We start from the raw sequence: 19945 nt of genomic DNA on the forward strand, positions 1-19945 counted from the left end.
TTAGATACTTGTAATGGCTGTATTCAAACGTTTGATTGTTTCTTCTTTTCCAATGATTTCAACAATATCAAATAAATGAGGTCCCATCATTTTGCCTACTAAACTCAATCGGAAGGGTTGCATTACTTTACCCATACCAATTTCATTTGCGGTTAACCATTCTTTTACCACAGTCTCGATAGTTGCGCTAGTAAAATCTGAAATACCTTCTAAAACCGTTATCAATTGTTTTATTAATTCAGGAGTTTCTTCTTTCCAATTCTTTAAGCCTTTTTCATCATAAGCTGTTGGAGCAATAAAGAAGTAATCAGTCAAATCCCATAAATCAGTCACAAAATTTGCACGTTCTTTGTTTAAGGAAACAATTCGCTCTAAATCTAAGGATGTTGTAATCCCTCTTTTTTCTAACTCCTTAGCAAAACTATTGGCTAATATGTTGTCACTTTTCCCTAATAAATACTGATGATTGAACCATTTGTTTTTTTCAGGGTCAAATTTAGCCCCAGACTTATTAACACGAGCTAAATCAAATTTGTTTACCAATTCTTCTAAGGTAAATAGCTCTTGCTCTGTACCGTCATTCCAGCCTAATAAAGCCAAGAAGTTTACAACAGCTTCCGGGAAGAATCCATTTTCACGATACCCCATAGAAGTACTTTCTTCTGTTTTCCATTCTAATGGAAATACCGGGAATCCCATTTTATCACCATCACGTTTTGATAATTTTCCGTTGCCTACTGGTTTTAAAATCAACGGTAAGTGAGCAAATTCAGGCGCTTCCCAACCAAAGGCTTTGTATAATAACACGTGTAATGGTAATGATGGTAACCATTCTTCCCCACGAATTACATGTGAGGTTTCCATTAAATGGTCATCTACGATATTAGCTAAGTGATACGTTGGCATTCCATCGCTTTTAAATAATACTTTATCGTCTAATAAATTAGTATCAAATTTTATATCCCCACGGATGATATCTTTTAATTCTAAAATTTCATTTACAGGTGTTTTAAAACGCACTACATAAGCATCACCATTAGCTAATCGTTTGTTCACTTCTTCTTCAGTAAGTACTAACGAATTTTCTAAAGTTTCACGAATGGTATGATTGTATATAAAAGTTTTTCCTTCTGCTTCGGCTGTTTTTCTTAAGGCATCTAAAGTTTCAGCGCTATCAAAAGCATAATATGCCCACCCATTTTGAATTAAAGTATCAGCATATTCTTTATACATAGCTTTACGCTCGCTTTGACGATAAGGTCCAAATTTTTCATTCTTGCCCACGGTTTCATCTGGAGCAATTCCTAACCATTCTAAAGCTTCAAATATATAGGCTTCTGCCCCTGGTACAAATCGTGTTTGGTCGGTATCTTCTACACGTAAGTAGAAAGTTCCTCCATGTTTCTTGGCAAATAAATAATTAAATAAAGCAGTTCGCACACCGCCTATATGTAAAGGTCCTGTAGGACTTGGTGCAAAACGCACTCTAACTGGCTTTGACATAGTATTTTATTTTTACCCTGCAAAGATATAGGTAAGTTGCGCCTTCAACAAGTACTGTACTCAAAAGTTTCTGTTTTATACCGTTTATGACTGTTAATAAGTGTTTAAAAAAGTCAAATTTATCCTACAATTATTGTATTTCAAAAATTACTAACTTTATAGGTTATAATAAAAGTATTGTACATTGGATTCAAAATCAATTATATTCAGCAAATTAGAAGCTTTCATTAAAAAGTTTTATACCAACGAATTAATCCGTGGGAGTTTATTCTTTGTAGGCTTAGGATTACTCTATTTTCTGTTTACGTCTTTCATAGAATATTTCTTGTGGTTACAATCGAGTGGTCGTACGATTTTGTTTTGGACCTTTATTGCTGTGGAAGTTTTCTTATTGGCACGTTTTATCCTCTTCCCTATTTTTAAACTATTCAAAATTCAAAAAGGTTTAGGTTATGCAGAGGCTTCCAAAATCATTGGAACGCATTTTCCAAATGTAAATGATAAGTTGACCAATTTTTTGCAGTTAACACAGGATAAAAATCAATCGGAATTATTGCTAGCTTCTATTGAACAAAAGGCCTTATCACTACAACCTATTCCCTTTTCTAATGCCATTGATTTTAAAAAGAATAAGAAATTTCTCCCTTTGGCTATTTTACCTTTATTGATAATTGCTTCTTTTTTTATTTCAGGAAAACAAGAATATATAGCACAAGGAATGTCACGTGTGGTCAATTATGATAAACACTTTACACCTCCTGCCCCATTTCAATTAGCTGTAAGTTCTAATTTAGTCACAGAACAGAACAAAGATTTTATTTTAGAAGTTGTTGCCACTGGAAAGGTACTTCCAGATAAAGCGGTTATTGTTTTGGGTGATGAAAATTATTTCATGGAAGCAAAAGGCAATGGTAAATTTTCTTACACTTTTGAAAAGCCTATGGCTGACCAGTCTTTTCATATAGAATCCAATGAAGTTATTTCTCCTGAATATACTTTAAAAGTGACTACCGTTCCTGCGGTTGAAAATTTTGAAATGCTTTTAAATTTTCCTAGTTATCTTAGTAAAAAGAATGAAGTTTTGCGTGGTACAGGTAATGCTATTATTCCTGAAGGAACCACGGTACACTGGAAAATTAAAGCTACCGCTACTCAAAATATTGATTTTAAAGCAAATGAAAGTCTATCTCGTTTCCAATTTACTAATAATCAATTTGTTTTAAGTAAAAATATACGTCAAAATACAGAATATCAGATATTTACCTCTAATAAATCGGTTAAAAACTACGAAAAGCTCACGTATGCCTTGCAAATCATCAAAGACCAACATCCAAGCATCAAAGTGGAGCAGGTTCCTGATAGTTTGCGTAATGGTAAGCCTTATGTGGTGGGGCAAATTTCAGATGATTACGGATTTAGTCGTCTAGGAATTGTTTACTATCCACAGGATAATTCTAAGCTTGCTAAACGTGGAACAATTGCTTTCAAGCAAGGGGTGTATGATAAATTCGTTTTTGCTTTCCCAGGTACGCTTCCTATAAACGAGGGTGTGGCGTATGAGTATTATTTTGAAGTATCAGATAACGATGCGGTCAATGGTTTTAAAACAGTTAAGTCTTCGGTATTCTCCCACCGTGAAGCTACTCAAGCGGAGAAACAGGAATCTTTCTTAGAACAACAACATGAGAATATCAATAGTCTTTCTAAGACGTTGAAGGCACAAGAAAAGCAACAATCTGAAATGGAAAAATTGCAACAAGCCGGGAAAGAGAAAAAAGAACTAGATTATAAAGACCAACAAAAGATTAATGATTTTATCAAGCGTGAGAAACAGCAAGAAGAATTGATGAAACAATTTTCTGAAAAAGTAAAAGAGAATCTAGATAAATTCCATCCTACTAAAAATGACCCAAAGAAAGAGGAATTAGAAAAACGTTTAGATAATGTTGATAAGGATTTAGAAAAGAATAAAAAATTATTGGATGAACTTAAAGAGTTGAATCAAAAATTAGAACATGAAGAACTTTTTGAAAAGATAGAAAAGTTTCAGCAGAAATCGAAAAACCAATCTAAGAGTCTTGAGCAATTGGTTGAGTTAACTAAAAGATATTATGTAGAACAGAAGGCAAAACAATTGGCTGATAAATTAGAAAAACTTGCAGAAAAGCAAGAACAACTTTCTGATAGTAAAGAAAATTCTGAAGAAAAACAAAATGAAATTAATAAAGAATTCGATAAGTTACAACAAGAATTAAATGCGTTGGAGAAGGAAAATAAAGGATTAAAGAAGCCTTTAGATATTCCTACAGATAAACAAAAGCAAGAAAGTATTGATTCGGATTTAAAGAATGCTTCTAATGAATTGAAGAAAAATAATGCTTCTAAAGCCAGTCCTAAGCAGAAGAGTGCTTCCCGCAAAATGAAGCAAATGGCACAATCGATGGAAAGTGATATGCAAGGTGGTGAGAAGGAGCAAATGAATGAAGATATTAAAATGTTGCGTCAGATTGTAGATAACCTTTTGAAGTTTTCCTTTTCTCAGGAAAAGTTAATGAATAGTTTTAAAGCTGTAAAAGGTAATGCTACTTCCCTATCGAAACTTATTAAAAACCAGCAAGATTTAAAATATCAATTCAAGCATGTCGATGATAGTTTGTTTGCTATGAGTTTACGTAATCCAAAGATTGGCGAAAAAATTACCAACGAAATCGGTAACGTATATTATCATACAGATAAGGCTATTGATTATTTTACCGATAATCAAATTGGTCGTGGTACAGCGAGTCAACAATATACTTTTACCAGTGCGAATACCTTAGCTAATATGTTGAGTGAGGTTTTAAATAGCATGCAAATGTCTATGTCAGGTATGGGACAAGGTTCACCTAAACCAGGTAAAGGACAAGGAAGCGGTATGCAACTTCCCGACATCATTATGCGTCAAGAAGAATTAGGTAAAAAAATGGGACAAGGGAAGCCTCAAAAAGCTGGTGATGGTAAATCAGGTAGCGATGGAAATCCTAAGGATGGTCAAGGCAATAAACCATCTGGTAAATCAGGTTCAGTTCAAAGCGGTTCCTCTTCAGGAGAACAAGGTCAAGATGGTGAAGGCGACGCTAAAGATGTATTAGATATTTTAAAACAACAACAGCAATTGCGTGATGCTTTAGAAAAAGAATTAGAGCGTAATGGTTTAGGGCAACAAGGGAAAAATGCTTTAGAACAAATGAAGCAAATAGAAAAGCAATTAATCAATAAAGGCTTTACCCAACAAGTCGTTCAAAAAGCTCTGAATTTGAAATATGAATTATTAAAATTGCAACAAGCCGCGCAACAGCAACATCAAGACGAGAAACGCGAAGGAACTACTAATACGAAAGACTTTCAAAACGTAGCTCCTGCCCTACCGCAGAAGCTTCAAGATTATTTGAATAGTATAGAAATATTAAACAGACAAAGCTTACCTTTGCGCTCGCAATTTAATAAACGCATTCAAGAATATTTTAAAAATAATGATAAATTATAATTACGAATTAGATTTCACTGTTCCTGATGAAACTATTTATACAGAATGGATTGAATCGGTGATAGTTTCTGAGTCTAAAGATTTAGGTGAAATTTCTTATATCTTTTGTAACGATGCTTATTTGTTAGAAATTAACCAGCAGTATTTAGACCACGATACCTTAACAGATATTATTAGTTTCGATTACACAGAAGGCACGGTAATTTCTGGAGATATTTTTATTTCAGTGGAACGTGTTCAAGAAAACGCTTTAGAGTTTAACATCCCTTTTGAAGAAGAATTAAAACGTGTAATGATACACGGTGTACTGCATTACTGTGGGTATAAAGATAAATCGGAAGCAGAGGAATTACTTATGCGTTCTAAAGAAGATGAGAAAATTAAAATGTTTCACGTGAAACATAACTAAGATTTCTTGTTCCACGTGAAACAGTGTTTTAGTTTTATTTGTTTCACGTGGAACAAAGTTTCTGGTTTAAAATTGTATTTAAAAAATACAATTTTAAATATGAGTAATAATTAAGGTTTTAAAAATGTTTCACGTGAAACATTTTTAAAATATAAGATAAATAAAAAGTTTTAATTTGTTTCACGTGAAACAAATTAAAATATAAAGAAATTAAATTTTAAATTTTCATTTGAAAATATGTTTTTAGAAAAGTATGATGTAATAGTTGTGGGTGCTGGACATGCAGGTTGCGAAGCCGCGGCGTCAGCCGCGAACCTTGGTTGTAAAACTTTGTTGGTTACCATGAGCTTGCAAAACATTGCACAAATGTCTTGTAACCCTGCTATGGGTGGAATTGCAAAAGGACAAATTGTCCGTGAAATTGATGCTTTAGGTGGTTATTCTGGAATTGTTTCTGATAAAACAGCAATTCAATTTAAGATGTTGAATCAATCTAAAGGACCTGCTATGTGGTCGCCACGTTGTCAAAGCGACCGTATGCGTTTTGCTGAAGAATGGCGTTTGATGTTAGAACAAACGCCTAATCTTGATTTTTATCAAGAAATGATTACTGGAATTTTAACCGAAGGGGATAAAGTGATAGGGGTGAAAACGGCTATCGGTTTATCTATTTATGCTAAAACAGTTGTGCTAACGAATGGTACTTTTTTAAACGGTTTGATTCATATTGGAGAAAAACAATTTGGTGGGGGTCGTGCAGGTGAAAGTGCGTCGTATGGTATTACGGAAGATTTAGTGCGTTTAGGATTTATTTCTGGACGTATGAAAACAGGTACTCCTCCCCGTGTCGATGGACGCTCGTTAGATTATTCTAAAATGCGTGTAGAGCCAGGTGATGTAAATCCTGCTAAATTTTCCTTTTCTGATGTAACCCAGCCGTTGCAAGTACAACGCGATTGTCACATGACGTATACCTCTCCATTGGTGCATGATTTATTGCGTGAAGGTTTTGAAAGGTCGCCTATGTTTAATGGTCGTATCAAATCCTTAGGGCCTCGCTACTGTCCTTCTATCGAAGATAAAATTAATCGTTTTGCTGATAAAGACCGTCATCAGTTATTCGTTGAACCTGAAGGTTGGAATACGGTTGAAGTATATGTAAATGGCTTTTCAACTTCTTTACCAGAGGATGTTCAGTTCAAAGCCTTGCGTTCCGTAGAAGGTTTTGAGAATGTAAAATTCTTCCGCCCTGGATATGCTATTGAATATGACTACTTCCCTCCTACGCAATTGAAACATACTTTGGAAACTAAATTGGTTTCTGGTTTATATTTCGCTGGACAAATTAATGGTACTACTGGTTATGAAGAAGCTGCTTCGCAAGGATTAATGGCGGGTATAAATGCGGCTTTAAAAGCGCAAGAAAAAGAGGAATTCATTCTGAAAAGAGATGAAGCTTACATTGGGGTTTTAATAGATGATTTGATTACGAAAGGAACAGAAGAACCTTACCGTATGTTTACTTCTCGTGCCGAATATCGCACTTTATTACGTCAAGATAATGCGGATTTTCGTTTAACACCAAAATCGCATGCTATTGGTTTAGCTAGTGAGGAGCGTTTGAAACGTATGGAATATAAGTTTGAAGAAGCAGAAAAAATGGTTGCTTTCTTTAAAGAAACTTCGGTTTCTGTTAAAGAAGCTAATCCTGTTTTAGAAGCTAAGGACTCTACGCCTATTTCACAAGGGGATAAAATGTTTAAACTATTTTCACGTCCGCAAATTGAAATGGAGGATATGAAAAAGTTTGATAAAGTTCAAGAATACATTGCTTCAAATATTTTGGATGAAGAAATTATTGAGCAAGCAGAAATCCAAGTGAAGTATTCTGGATATATCGATAAAGAACGTGCGAATGCTGAAAAATTACATCGTTTGGAAAATATCAAAATTCCTGCTGATTTTGATTACGACCTATTAAAGTCCTTGTCTTATGAAGCTCTTGAAAAATTAAAAAGAATACGTCCCGTAACCATTTCACAAGCCTCTCGTATCAGTGGAGTTTCACCAAGTGATATTTCGGTGATGTTGGTGTTTATGGGGAGATAAGTAATTAAGAATTAAGAATTAAGAATTAAGAATTAAGAATTAAGAATTAAGAATTAAGAATTAAGAATTTAACTATGTTCCACGTGAAACTTTTTAATTTTTCTTTTTTAATTTTTAATTCGTTTTATTTATAAAAATGAATTTTTCAGAACAAAACGTTTATATAAAAGTCACAGACCATTCTGTTTCAAAAGAAAATTTTGAATTGCTAATTGATGCGGAAACAGAATTATTAAAAACACATCCACAACCTGCACTAGATGTGTTAGGTTCGTATTATGAAAGCGAAGATTATATTTCGCATACCGATGCCAAACGTTCCTTATTCGAACGTTTGTATCATTTAGTGAAAACTTATGCTTTAATCAAAAAAGTTGCCTTGGTAAGTAGCATACAAAAAGGAAAAGGAAAATTATTGGATATCGGAGCGGGTACCGGTGATTTTTTAGTTACTGCTAAAAATGCGGGTTGGGATACTATCGGATTTGAACCTAATACTTCAGCTCGAAATCTTGCCCTTTCTAAGGGTATTGCTTTAGTTGAGGAAACTGCCTTATTAGAAAATAATAGTTTAGATGCTATTACGATGTGGCATGTGTTAGAACATGTACCAGATGTGGAAGCACAGTTACGCGAATTAAAGCGTTTGCTTAAACCAAATGGGACTTTAGTCATTGCGGTGCCTAATTACAAATCGTACGATGCACAATATTATGGGGCGCATTGGGCTGCTTATGACGTGCCGCGTCATTTGTGGCATTTTTCTAAAAAAAGTATGGATACTCTTACTGCAAAAGTAGATATGAAAGTTTCACAAATCCATCCAATGGTTTTTGATAGTTTTTATGTCTCTCTCCTATCCGAGAAATATAAAAACGGAAAAATGAATTTCCTAAAAGCTTTTTGGATTGGTTTGAAATCAAATATCAAAGCTGGTGGAACTAAAGAATTCTCTTCCCATATTTATATCATAAAGAACATTTAAATTAGTTCTTTTTAAATACTAAAAAGTAGAGTAATGTAAATGTTACTCTACTTTTTTTTTGCTGTTTTATAAACCTATTTTTTTAGGTTTTTATTTACGATACGTTTTTGCTATTTCATTTAGTATTTGATGGAGCATTTAGGCAATAAAAAGTAAGTTAAGTTTTTTTTATTTTTTTATTTGATTCCTAAAACTAATAGATACTGACTGCTACCTGCAAAATTTTAAGCATCGCCTACTCGATGGATAATTTTTTCAAAAAAGCAATATGAAATGACTTTTTTTCTTACGAATACCTAAAAAACGTCATTGGTAGTACGAAGCCTATCGAGAGCTTATGTAAAATTTGGTTACTTTTTAGGAAACCTTTTTAAAAGATACGTTTAATGTTATAATGCTATTTCCTAATTAAAAACTAAAATTTATAGTAATTCATTAGTGAATTTTTTGTTGCTCAACATTATGTACTGCTCGTTTTGTATTTAAAATGATATTGAAATAAAATTTCCTACCGCTATTCTTTTTACATTTTTTTTGCTTAAAAGACTAACCTATTCTACTTATATCAAATTCTTCTCTCAAATTTATATGATTGCTTTATATCTACTTTGTTTTTAAAATTGCAGTTATCTCTATTGAAAAATTAAGAATTGAAATCACTCAGTAACTTTAAAGTTAAATATCATTTCCTTGGGTCAATTTTTAAGGTTTAACTTCAATAGCTATTTATGTAGTCGTAAATTATTAGCCTTGTATTATTTTTTGCCACTGATTCACAAAAGTTTTCACTGTTCTGTTTTGATAAAATTACTTATTGGAAAATTTGTATGCATAGCTCAAAGGTTTTAATAAATTTTAAGTTAAATGCAAGAACTTACTTCTTCTGCCAAAATCTGTTTAGCTGTAGCTTTAAATTTCTTTTTTTTTAAACCTAACAGGTCTTTAAGACCTGTTAGGTTTATTTTATCGGAATTACTCCTTTTTAAATTCGTCGTTATTTTTATTATTTTGATTTACTTTCAATATTTATTGAATAAATTGTAATCAATTTATTGATTATCAGTAATTTATATGTATTTTCAATTACTAAAGTTTGATGTTTTCTGTTTCACGTGAAAAATTAAAACGATAGTTACTTATTACCTTGCTTTTATTTCCCTTTTTTCTTGTATTTACGAGTGTTTTTATCTTTTTTTGAGTATTCATATTGTTATTGAGATTTTGTTGTTTTGAAAACGCGTTTAAATCCTTTTTTTAAATAATGTAACTTTTTTATTTGCAGTTGTAAGGTTTCATTTTTTTACAACTTTACTTTTTAATCATTACTCAAGCTCTAACAGGATATTTTTTGTTTCTATCATTTTAAATTTTCAACAGCTTAGTTTTAGTAAAAATTATGGTTGTTTGTTTCACTTGAAAATTGTATTGGTAGAATTTATTGTTTTTTGTTATGTAAATAGTTTTTGTTTATGATTTATGTTTTTAGCCTATTTTAGTTCCTGGTTTTCTCTTATTTCAAGGTAAAAACGCATTAAATTAACGCTAAGACTCTTTTTTAAGTCTTACTATAAAATCATATTAGTCATTTTTTTTATTGTCTTAAAATGAATTTATTTACGTCGATTTTTATATAGATATTTTATATAATTTGCGTTTAGTATTGTATTTTCTTATAGTCTTGTGTGGTAAAAATTTTCCGCTTTTTTATAGCAGATTGAAAACTTTTTTTTGTTTCACGTGAAATTTTCATTTTTAAATTTTACCTCTTGAAAAAATATTTAAATAAAAATTTTACTTTTACCAAAATTTAAAAATTTAAACAAATCAAATAGAATGAAGAAAGTAGTAGTTATGGCTGCGGTATTGGTTGCAGCAGTGGCATGTAATAAAGCACCAGAAGCCAAAGAATATAAAACAGCCTATATCGATACAGTAAAATTGATGGAAGACTACAATGAGGCTAAGGAATTGCAAGATAAATTTAAAACGCAGGGCGAAGTTAAAGGCCGTGAATTAGAAGTGGAAGCCCGCAAATTAGAAGCTGAAAAAGCTGCTTTTCAACAAAATGCAATGGCTAAAGGGCAAGCTTGGGCACAACAAAAATACGCTGAATTACAGCAACGTGCACAGCAATTAGCTTATGCTGAGCAAGCTATTGCACAACAAATGCAAGCTGAAGGTGGTTCTAAGCGTGATTCTATCGTTGAAAAAGTGCGTAAATTCATCAAAGATTACGGTAAGAAAGAAGGATACGATTATATCTACGGTACAGGCGATGCAGCTTCTGTTTTATACGCTAAAGACAGCTACGATATTACTAAGGCTGTAACAAAAGCTTTAAATGATAAGTATGCTACAGAAGGAAAAAAATCTGAAGCAAAATCAGAAAAAAAGGAAGTTAAGAAATAAAAAAAAGGGCTCAGTTTTCAAATACTGAGCCCTTTTCATTTGGTTTGATGGATTATTGTAGCAAATACAATCCTAATACCGCAGAAGCAAAATAAATCGCTATCGTACGAGCCCCATCATAGTCTTTTGCAATACGTTGACCAAACAACAACATTAAAAGCGTTGCACAAGAAACTAAGGCACCATATTTTGCAAACTGCTTCTCCCCTGTTACTAACAATTCAATGATACCTACTACACTTAATAAGCCTGCTATTAATTCAAAAATAAGTAGTAATTTCAATGATAAATCTACTTTACCATCGAAAATAGTATTTTTAAAATGACCTTTAAGCCAGTCTAAATTTCCTTGATAATCAGTAAATTTATCATATCCGGATTGTAAAAAAGTAATGGCTAAAAAGCCTAAAATCATCATTTCAGCTAAATGGTTCATAGAGTTAATTTTTATGGATTAAACGGGTTAATTTTATAGATAAATCGGTTAAAATAATTTTAGCATTACCATTACGTTCTATGTGATAAATGGCGTCATTCAATTCTTTATAAATCTCCTGAATATTATTGCCTGTAATATAGGGTGAAAATTTTTTCAAATCAAAACCTTGAATACTCGATTCATAAAACACCATTTTATCGGCTTGATAATTTTGCAGCAAAGCCTGGCGAAACATTTCAATACAAAAGTTTAAAAATTTCTTTTGATTCTCACGCCCTAATTTCGCAATGTCCTCACTCCAAGCAATTAAATCTTGAATAGCACTGGCATTACCTTTTGCTCTAAAAGCTGCTCTTACCCAAGTAACAAACCATTGTTCAAAAGGGGCATCCTCATTGATTTGATGGCACAATTGCAAAGCTTTATTGTAATTTCCCTGTGCTTTATGCGCCAGTTTTTGTGCTTGCTTCTCCTCTACTCCTTCATACGTCATCAAATGTTTTGCGATACTCGCTTCACTTAATTTAGGAAAATGAACCACTTGACATCTGGAACGTATGGTTTGCAACAAATCTTCTTCATTTTCAGTAGTTAAAATGAACAAGGTTTTATCGGTAGGTTCCTCTAATAATTTTAATAATTTGTTAGATGCCGCTACGTTCATTTTGTCCGCCATCCAAATGATAAGTATTTTATAACCACCTTCATAAGACTTTAAAGCAAGAGATTTTAAAATCTCACTGGCATCCTCAACCCTGATTTCTCCTTGCTTATTCCCTACACCTAGTTTATCATACCAATCAAACAAACCACCATAAGGTTTTTCCGCAAGGAATTCTCTCCACAACGGTAAAAAATCCAAACTTTTAGGTTTAGATTTTACCTCTTCGGTAGTAACGGTAGGATAAACAAAATGCAAATCGGGATGTGCAAAATGCTCAAACTTCAAATTACAAGCTTCATTACCACCAGTATTTTCAAAATCCTGATTAGTACAAAGAATATACTGTGCATAAGCAATAGCAGTACGTAAGACTCCAGTTCCTTCCGCACCAACAAATAGCTGCGCATGAGGGATTCTTCCATGACTAGCACTAGTCAGTAAATGATTTTTTATATGGTCGTGACCAACGATTTCTTGAAATAACATAGAACAAAAATACTTCTCTAGAACTGTAAAACCAAAAATATCAGATTTTTAGTCGTTACTTGTTAAAATTGTTAATAACATTTTTAATAAGATTTTATTTTGTATATTATAACTATAAAAAAAAATGCTCAAATTATTCGAAACTTATTATATATTAGTCTTTTATAAAAAAAATGTTTTATATTTGTATCGATAAAAAGTAGTATTTATCGATAAAATGCATAAAAATTGGTTTTTTTAAGCGTTTTTAGATTAAAAATAAATTTTGGCACGCTTTTGGTATTGATGTTTAAAAATGAAAATGCATTGAATTTTTTGAACGCTTTTACAAAGAATTAACAATAGAAACACTAAAATTGGTTATTAAAAAATTGTTAATTGAAATTAAAAGTATATTTTTGGACATTAAGTACTTTAACAACTAAAATTTAAAAAAAAACAGCCATGAAGAAAATTATCTTTTTAAGCTTATTTATGCTTTTTGCAGTAGGAAATGTAAACGCTCAAGCAAAAAAGCCAAAAAGTATCATCAGTACGAGTGGTGCCGCTTTAAAAAAATTTCATGAAAAAAGTGAATTAGACGCAATGCCGAAAGGACAATTGTTAGAGTTATACAAAGAAAGAATTAAGGTTTTAGTAAATTTATTGCCTTATTTAGCTTTAACAAATAAACCAGGAATGACAATGCAAGATGTAGGTATTCCTGACACATCGGAAAACAATAAGGCTTTGGATACGCAACAAGCAAATATTCAAACGTTTGTAACGTCTACGATCGATTTTCAATCATTAATGATTCCTTTTGCAGATAAAGGAAATTTAGTAACCTCTATTTTATATTACGAAAATATGTTACGTGAATTGAATCAATTGTATGAACAATAGAAAAAAATTATTATATTAGTTTCAAATTTCTAAAAATCTACCCCATGAGAAAATTGCTTAACTTAAAATGGATGGCTTTATTTGTAGCGATAGCTATGAATGGACAGCAAGAAAAAGGGATCATAGGAAGCTCAAATTGGCTGAATAATTGGACTGAGTTCAAACCTGGTAAAAAAGAATATAACGAAGCTACGGAGATATTGTATGGGAAAATTACTGCAAATAAAACGTTGCAGAAAAGAAATACTTATCTTTTGCAAGGTCCAGTTTATGTGACTGCCGGTGTAACTTTAACCATTGAACCTGGAACGATTATAAAAGGGGATTCAGAAACTAACGGTGCTTTAATTATTGCTAAAGGTGCAAAAATTGATGCTAACGGTACTGAAACAGATCCTATCGTTTTCACTTCTAATAAACCTGTAAAAAAAGCTGGGGACTGGGGAGGAATTGTAATTTTGAATGATGCACCTATCAATAAATTTGGAGGAGTTGCTTCTGTTAATTATGATTTAGATCCAAGCCAAACTATCTATGGAGGTGCTAATCCTTTAGCTAACTCTGGGGTGATGCGTTTCTTAAGAATTGAATTTGCGGGTAAAAAGATAAAAGGTTTTAAAGATTATAACGCTTTAACCCTTGCTGGTGTAGGTAATAAAACGGTTATTGAAAATGTTATGACTAGTTTTGCAGCTGGAAATGGTGTAGAAGTGTTAGGTGGAGACACTAATATTAAAAATTTAGTATCTTTACGTGTTACAGGTGACGATTTCAAATTTACCCAAGGAGCTCAATCTAAATTAGATAACTCATTAGCTGTTAGACATTCATTGTATTCAGGATCTTCTAGAGCAAGATGTTTAAACGTAAATTCATATGAGAAAAAAGATGAAGCTGATTTTTCAAAGGCAATGACTAGTGTATCTGCTACAAATTGTACTTTAGTGAATAATACAGAAACGTTTGATGCTGATTTGACTAGCGGATTAGTTAAAGAAGGAGTGTTTGTTGGTTCAAATGCAGCTTTAAGCTTAAAAAGAAGTGTGATATCAGGCTTTGCTCCTGCTGCTGTATTAGATAGTGAAATTAATCCAGAAGCTGGTGGTTTGAAAAAAATTGGTTTCTCTGAAGTATTCTTTAACAACTGTAAAGGTAATATTTTCATTGCTAATTCATCAAATAATGATGATTTAGAAAACTATTATGGAGATGCTGCTTTTTTCAATTTATATGAAAAAACACCAAATAATGATTTATTCATCTCTGCTTCAAATAATGACACTAAAACACCTGACTTTAGACTTAAAGTAGGTAAATTTACTGCAGGTAAATAATTTAGAAAATTTTTAAAATCCATTAAAAGCTACATTTCTTTTAATGGATTTTTGGCTTTATGTGTGACTCTATTTTTATATTTATGAAGAATAATTTTGTTAAATTTTGCTTTGTGATTTTGATAACAATTTTTTGTTACCATAAAAATAGTGCACAAACTATTGGTGATCCTACTTTGGGATTACCAGGTAATCCTATAAGTATTGGTTTTTGTTATGTTCCTTCTAATCCAGGAAATTATCAAAGTCAATTTACATTTGCAGGATTCCCTTCAAATGTGCAATTTTCACTTGAAATTTCAGGGTCTAATGGTATTTTTGATGCTAATACTAAGACATTAGTTGGACCTACATCTTTTGCTTCAAGTCCTGCTGTTTTTAATTTTACTATACCACCAGGTATCGCTAGTGATACTTACAGATTGCGAGTAAAAAGTAATACGGCAACTCCTGTTTATTCCGGAAATACAACTTTTGTAGCGGCTTATTACATGCCCTATGCAAAGAATTTCACGTTAAACGGTAATATTACTTCTACAGGTTTTTGCTTAAATGGTAGTGTGACACTTGAAATTGATCCAGCTACACCCACGCAACCTTCGCCAAAAGGTATAACAGGTATTGTTTATCAATGGACTAAAGACGGAGTCGTAATTCCAAATGCTTCAGGAGAAAAACTTACCGTTAATGCTTCAGGAGTTTATCAATGTAGAATAAATTATGGAGTTTGTGCACCAGCGGGTGCAATTACGCAATCTCAAGCGGTACAAGTTAGTGTTGCTAATGGTCCAGGTAGTTTTAATATTACTTCAAGTATTGATCCAACTACCATACTTTGTCCTCAAAACCCTACAACTTTGAGTACAACACCAGGATTTTCATATCAATGGTATTATAACTCTGCACCACTTGCAAACGCTACATCTAATTCAATTAAAGCATATTTAACAGGTTCCTATTATGTTAAAGTGAATCCTGGTTCAAGTTGTGAAGTTACTACCAACAGTATTCAAATTACCTCCAAAGATTTTGATTCAACGATAAATTCAAGTGCTATTTCAGATAGTTATTCCATAGCAGAAGGAACCAGTTTAGATTTAGTGGCTGAAGCGCAAAATGCAGTCAATCCATCTTTCGTTTGGTTTGAACCGAACAATGCTATCGCTATCTCAAACACAAATACGATTAGTCTAATCAATAAACCTAAAGAATCTAAACCATTAAAAACAGGTTTATATACCTTAAAAGTAACAAATAACGATCCTACGTGTAGTTATACTAAGACTTATAAATTTAATATCAAATCAGGAGTAGAATCCATTGCAGTTCCTAATATAATTAGCCCTAATGATCAAAACGGAGAAAATGATTTTTGGATTTTGCCTAAGGAATATAAAGGAACTGATATTGAAGTAATTATTTTAGATGCTTACGGAAAGGAAGTTTTTAAAACATTTAATTATCAAGATAATTGGCCCAAAGAACCTATTGAATTTAAAACGGTCAACCCTATCTTTTACTATATCATTTCAAAAGATGGTTCACCTCTAAAAAAGGGCTCTTTAACAGTATTAAAATAAATGAAATACAACTTTATAATGAAAGTTAAAGTTTTTAGCATATTAATTTTTACCCTATTAGTAGTAAAAATATATGGTCAAACTTCTAGCAATGGAGTTCGACCATTTGACGTTTCTGCTAAAAACTCATTAAAATTTAATAAATTCTTAATCAATCCATCTTTCAGTTTTGTTCGTGAAGATGAATCTTTTTTGAGTTTTTATAATAAAAGGGAGTGGTTAGGATTCGAAAATGCCAAAACGGATTATTTCTTTAGTTTATCATCTAAATTATGGGAAACAAATTCGTATGGTATTGGTTTATTTCAAAATAAGTATAGTATTTATTCAACTTTCGGACTTGTAGGAAATTTTGCGCATAATATTGAAGTAGGTCGTGAAAGCAATTTTACTTTAGGTTTAAATTTAGCCTATGTAAATAGCGGTATTAATACTTCAGATGTTGTTTCAAATGTTCCCGAACAATTACTTAATAATGCACCAAAATTTTCAGCTATTGCTATAAATCCTGGAATTAATTTTGGAACTACCTTCCTTGATTTCGGTATAGCCGCTAATAATGTTTTCTATTATAACTTTAGTCCCTCAGGATTAGTTGAGGGTAACCCAGCTAAAAATATTGGATTACATGCCATGTATACTGGTTATTTAAATAATGATGGTATTTTAGAAAAAGCAAAATTTAACGCTATGTTGCGTACTGAATTAGCATCTGAAAATACTGCCATAGCAGGTAATGTACTTTTGAATGCACCACGTTTGGGATGGGCTCAAGCGGGGTACCATACAATAAATGGTGTTTCTGGTGGTATTGGTTTTATTTTAGGAAAAAAATTATCGATTGGTTATACTATTGAAAAACCGCTAGGAGCTTTTAGTAATTTTGGATATTCGCACGAATTTACTCTAGCTTATAAAATGAAAGGTTATGGAGATTATGAAGATGAAAAACCAATTGTAAGAGCAAGCAATAAAACTAATCCAACAGCGGGTAGCAAAATTCAACCTGTTAAAAAGAAATCTCCGCAAGAATTGGCTAAAGAAAGAGCAGCTGACTTAGCTTTAAAACAGCAGCAAGAAAAAGCACGCTTGGAAGCAGATAGATTAAGAAGAGAGAAGGAATTAGCAGAAGCTAAAGCTAGAGCAGAACAAGCCGCTCGATTAAAAGCGGAGCAAGATCGATTAGCTGCACTGAAAGCTAAAGAAGCCGCTGAAGCACGTGCTAAAGCAGAATTAGAGGCTCGTTTAAGAGCAGAACAAGATAAAAACAATGCACTTTCAGAAGCTGAAAAACAACGTCGTGAACGTTTAGCTAATGAAGCTCGATTAAAAGCTGAAGAAGCGGCTCGTCTTAAAGCAGAGCAAGATAGACTAGCCAAAGAGAAAGCAGATGCGTTAGCCAAACACAAAGCCGATGCTGATGCAAAAGCAAGAGCTTTAGAAGAGGCACGACTAAAAGCTGAGGCGGAACGTAATGCAAAAGCGAAAGCAGAAGAAGCTGCACGTTTAGCTAAAGAGAAAACAGATGCTGATGCAAAAGCGAAAGCAGAAGAGGCAGCTCGTATAGCTAAAGAGAAAGCGGATGCTGATGCAAAAGCGAAAGCAGAAGAGGCTGCACGTTTTGCTAAAGAGAAGGCAGATGCTGATGCAAAAGCTAAGGCAGAAGAAGCTGCACGTTTAGCTAAAGAGAAAGCAGATGCTGATGCAAAAGCTAAGGCAGAAGAGGTAGCTCGTATAGCTAAAGAGAAAGCGGATGCTGATGCAAAAGCGAAAGCAGAAGAGGCTGAACGTTTAGCTAAAGAGAAGGCAGATGCTGATGTAAAAGCTAAGGCAAAAGAGGCTGCACGTTTAGCTAAAGAGAAAGCGGATGCTGACGCAAAAGCTAAGGCAGAAGAAGCAGCCCGACTAGCTAAAGAGAAGGCAGATGCTGATGCAAAAGCTAAGGCAGAAGAAGCAGCTCGCATAGCTAAAGAAAAAGCAGATGCTGATGCAAAAGCTAAAGCAGAAGAGGCAGCTCGCATAGCTAAAGAAAAAGCGGACGCTAAAGCGAAAACAGAAGAAGCTGCACGTTTAGCTAAAGAGAAAGCAGATGCTGTTGCAAAAGCTAAGGCAGAAGAGGCAGCTCGCATAGCTAAAGAGAAAGCAGATGCTGACGCAAAAGCTAAGGCAGATGAGGCAGCTCGACTAGCTAAAGAGAAAGCAGATGCTGATGCAAAAGCTAAGGCAGAAGAGGCAGCTCGCATAGCTAAAGAGAAAGCAGATGCTGACGCAAAAGCTAAGGCAGATGAGGCAGCTCGACTAGCTAAAGAGAAAGCGGACGCTAAAGCGAAAGCAGAAGAAGCAGCTCGCATAGCTAAAGAGAAAGCAGATGCTGACGCAAAAGCTAAGGCAGAAGAGGCAGCTCGACTAGCTAAAGAGAAAGCGGACGCTAAAGCGAAAGCAGAAGAAGCTGCACGTTTAGCTAAAGAGAAAGCAGATGCTGATGCAAAAGCTAAGGCAGAAGAGGCAGCTCGCATAGCTAAAGAGAAAGCAGATGCTGACGCAAAAGCTAAGGCAGATGAAGCAGCTCGTATAGCTAAAGAGAAAGCAGATGCCGAAGCACGTAAAAAAGCAGAAGAAGCAGAACGTGCTCGCCAAGAAGCTTTGAAAACAGCTGAAGATAAAGAAATTGATAACTTGTCAGGAGTGATTGAAGATTCCCAAAAATTACAATCGGAATCGATCAAAAAATTCCAAAATTTAGTAGCACAAAAAGAACAAGAATTATTAGAGATGCGTAAAGCAAATGATGATTCAGAACGCGGAATCGTGGCTCCAACTAAAGAAGTACAATATCAAAGTACTTCCCAAGCGAATAAAGCCATTGAAAATCTTAAAAATGAAATTGCTACTAACATCAAGCAACAAGATCAGTTTATTGCAGAATATCAAACATTAGCTGCGGAACGTTTGAAAAAGATACCAAACAAAAATGACGCTATCAATAAGAGTTATGTTGCTACTATTGAACGCTTAAAACAAGAGAGAGCTGAATCTGAAACTTTAAGTAAACAATTAGTAAGTAAATTGGAAGATATTAAAGTACAGACTGAGATAGAGAAAAAACGTCGCATCAAAAAAGCCGTTTTTGAGGATACCAATGCGAAATACCAAAAGGATCGTAACACTTTAAGTCAAATTAAAGCTACGACTAAACCAACGGGTCAAGCCTTTACACCGAATGATTTTGATTTTGGTGATCCACAAAATAACATGCAAATTGTGAAAAATGTGACCAATGAGAAAGAAGGTTTCTATATGGTATTAGCTACTCACAAAAACGAAGCAAGTAGAGATGCATTCTTGAAAAAAGCCATTCAAGCTGGAGAAACCAATATTGATTTCTTCTACGACGTAAGCACAGGAACATATTTCATTTATAGCAAACGTTACGATGAAATTAATGAAGCAGATAGCGCTATGAAAGACAAAGGTGCTAAGCCGTATAACGGTAAAATGGTGATTATCAAAGTGGAAAAATAATGCAATACCTAGTTTGTAGAAAAGTTTTAAACGATTTACAAACTAGGTTTCAATAAAAATAAATAACTTTATAAGTTGAAAAGAATTAAACCCA

At 33.3% G+C, this 19945-nt stretch carries 12 protein-coding genes; 9 read left to right on the top strand and 3 right to left on the bottom strand.

All coding sequences use genetic code 11. The annotated features are described in order from the left end of the window. Positions 1–1503: a glutamate--tRNA ligase gene (gene gltX / locus ACQY29_RS03895; RefSeq protein ID WP_428223934.1), complete on the bottom strand. Its 1503-nt coding sequence runs from the start codon at positions 1501–1503 to the stop codon at positions 1–3. 184 nt (positions 1504–1687) lie between these two features. Between gltX and ACQY29_RS03900 the strand changes: the two genes are divergently transcribed. The 5 genes from ACQY29_RS03900 to ACQY29_RS03920 all read left to right on the top strand — a co-directional run bounded on the left by ACQY29_RS03900 (position 1688) and on the right by ACQY29_RS03920 (position 10941). After that, the gene (locus tag ACQY29_RS03900) at positions 1688–5029 is read left to right on the top strand and encodes a hypothetical protein (RefSeq protein ID WP_428223935.1); all 3342 of its coding nucleotides are present in this window, start codon (positions 1688–1690) and stop codon (positions 5027–5029) included. Next, entirely contained in the window at positions 5016–5438 is a 423-nt protein-coding gene (ybeY, locus tag ACQY29_RS03905; RefSeq protein ID WP_428223936.1) for an rRNA maturation RNase YbeY, read from the top strand. Before ACQY29_RS03900 ends, ybeY begins: the two co-directional genes overlap by 14 nt. A 237-nt stretch (positions 5439–5675) precedes the next feature. Continuing rightward, positions 5676–7547, top strand: coding sequence for a tRNA uridine-5-carboxymethylaminomethyl(34) synthesis enzyme MnmG (mnmG, locus tag ACQY29_RS03910; RefSeq protein WP_428223937.1), 1872 nt, complete (start codon positions 5676–5678; stop codon positions 7545–7547). Positions 7548–7683: 136 nt separating this feature from the next. Next, entirely contained in the window at positions 7684–8532 is an 849-nt protein-coding gene (locus tag ACQY29_RS03915) for a class I SAM-dependent methyltransferase (RefSeq protein WP_428223938.1), read from the top strand. Positions 8533–10365: 1833 nt separating this feature from the next. Next, on the top strand, positions 10366–10941 hold the full coding sequence (locus tag ACQY29_RS03920) for an OmpH family outer membrane protein (RefSeq protein ID WP_428223939.1): 576 nt from the start codon (positions 10366–10368) through the stop codon (positions 10939–10941). A 52-nt stretch (positions 10942–10993) separates the two neighbouring features. On the opposite strand, the gene ACQY29_RS03925 is transcribed toward ACQY29_RS03920, so the two are convergent. Continuing rightward, a complete protein-coding gene (locus ACQY29_RS03925) occupies positions 10994–11377 on the bottom strand; it encodes a DoxX family protein (RefSeq protein ID WP_428223940.1) in 384 nt (127 codons plus the stop codon). Positions 11378–11381: 4 nt separating this feature from the next. Continuing rightward, positions 11382–12530 carry an ATP-binding protein gene (locus ACQY29_RS03930; protein WP_428223941.1) on the bottom strand — a complete coding sequence of 383 codons (1149 nt, stop codon included), beginning with the start codon at positions 12528–12530 and terminating at the stop codon, positions 11382–11384. A gap of 444 nt (positions 12531–12974) precedes the next feature. Here ACQY29_RS03930 and ACQY29_RS03935 point away from each other — a divergent pair, with 444 nt between their 5' ends. The 4 genes from ACQY29_RS03935 to ACQY29_RS03950 all read left to right on the top strand — a co-directional run bounded on the left by ACQY29_RS03935 (position 12975) and on the right by ACQY29_RS03950 (position 19851). Continuing rightward, a complete protein-coding gene (locus ACQY29_RS03935) occupies positions 12975–13415 on the top strand; it encodes a hypothetical protein (RefSeq protein WP_428223942.1) in 441 nt (146 codons plus the stop codon). 44 nt (positions 13416–13459) lie between these two features. Further along, positions 13460–14749, top strand: coding sequence for a hypothetical protein (locus ACQY29_RS03940; protein ID WP_428223943.1), 1290 nt, complete (start codon positions 13460–13462; stop codon positions 14747–14749). Positions 14750–14868: 119 nt separating this feature from the next. Further along, positions 14869–16329, top strand: a complete 1461-nt coding sequence (locus ACQY29_RS03945) for a gliding motility-associated C-terminal domain-containing protein (protein ID WP_428223944.1) — start codon at positions 14869–14871, stop codon at positions 16327–16329. After that, the gene (locus ACQY29_RS03950; RefSeq protein WP_428223945.1) at positions 16330–19851 is read left to right on the top strand and encodes a PorP/SprF family type IX secretion system membrane protein; all 3522 of its coding nucleotides are present in this window, start codon (positions 16330–16332) and stop codon (positions 19849–19851) included. The last annotated feature ends 94 nt before the right edge of the window (positions 19852–19945 follow it).

Origin of the sequence: Flavobacterium sp. (genome assembly GCF_965262375.1) — a bacterium.
In the GTDB taxonomy this organism is placed as follows: Bacteria; Bacteroidota; Bacteroidia; order Flavobacteriales; family Flavobacteriaceae; genus Flavobacterium.

What these genes read in the sequence shown, in the direction of transcription:
- ACQY29_RS03940 (WP_428223943.1), top strand. Translation starts at nt 13,460, where the DNA reads ATGAGAAAATTGCTTAACTTAAAATGGATGGCTTTATTTGTAGCGATA.
- ACQY29_RS03930 (WP_428223941.1), bottom strand. Translation starts at nt 12,530, where the DNA reads ATGTTATTTCAAGAAATCGTTGGTCACGACCATATAAAAAATCATTTA.
- ACQY29_RS03935 (WP_428223942.1), top strand. Translation starts at nt 12,975, where the DNA reads ATGAAGAAAATTATCTTTTTAAGCTTATTTATGCTTTTTGCAGTAGGA.
- ybeY (WP_428223936.1), top strand. Translation starts at nt 5,016, where the DNA reads ATGATAAATTATAATTACGAATTAGATTTCACTGTTCCTGATGAAACT.
- gltX (WP_428223934.1), bottom strand. Translation starts at nt 1,503, where the DNA reads ATGTCAAAGCCAGTTAGAGTGCGTTTTGCACCAAGTCCTACAGGACCT.
- ACQY29_RS03915 (WP_428223938.1), top strand. Translation starts at nt 7,684, where the DNA reads ATGAATTTTTCAGAACAAAACGTTTATATAAAAGTCACAGACCATTCT.
- ACQY29_RS03925 (WP_428223940.1), bottom strand. Translation starts at nt 11,377, where the DNA reads ATGAACCATTTAGCTGAAATGATGATTTTAGGCTTTTTAGCCATTACT.
- ACQY29_RS03950 (WP_428223945.1), top strand. Translation starts at nt 16,330, where the DNA reads ATGAAATACAACTTTATAATGAAAGTTAAAGTTTTTAGCATATTAATT.
- ACQY29_RS03920 (WP_428223939.1), top strand. Translation starts at nt 10,366, where the DNA reads ATGAAGAAAGTAGTAGTTATGGCTGCGGTATTGGTTGCAGCAGTGGCA.
- mnmG (WP_428223937.1), top strand. Translation starts at nt 5,676, where the DNA reads ATGTTTTTAGAAAAGTATGATGTAATAGTTGTGGGTGCTGGACATGCA.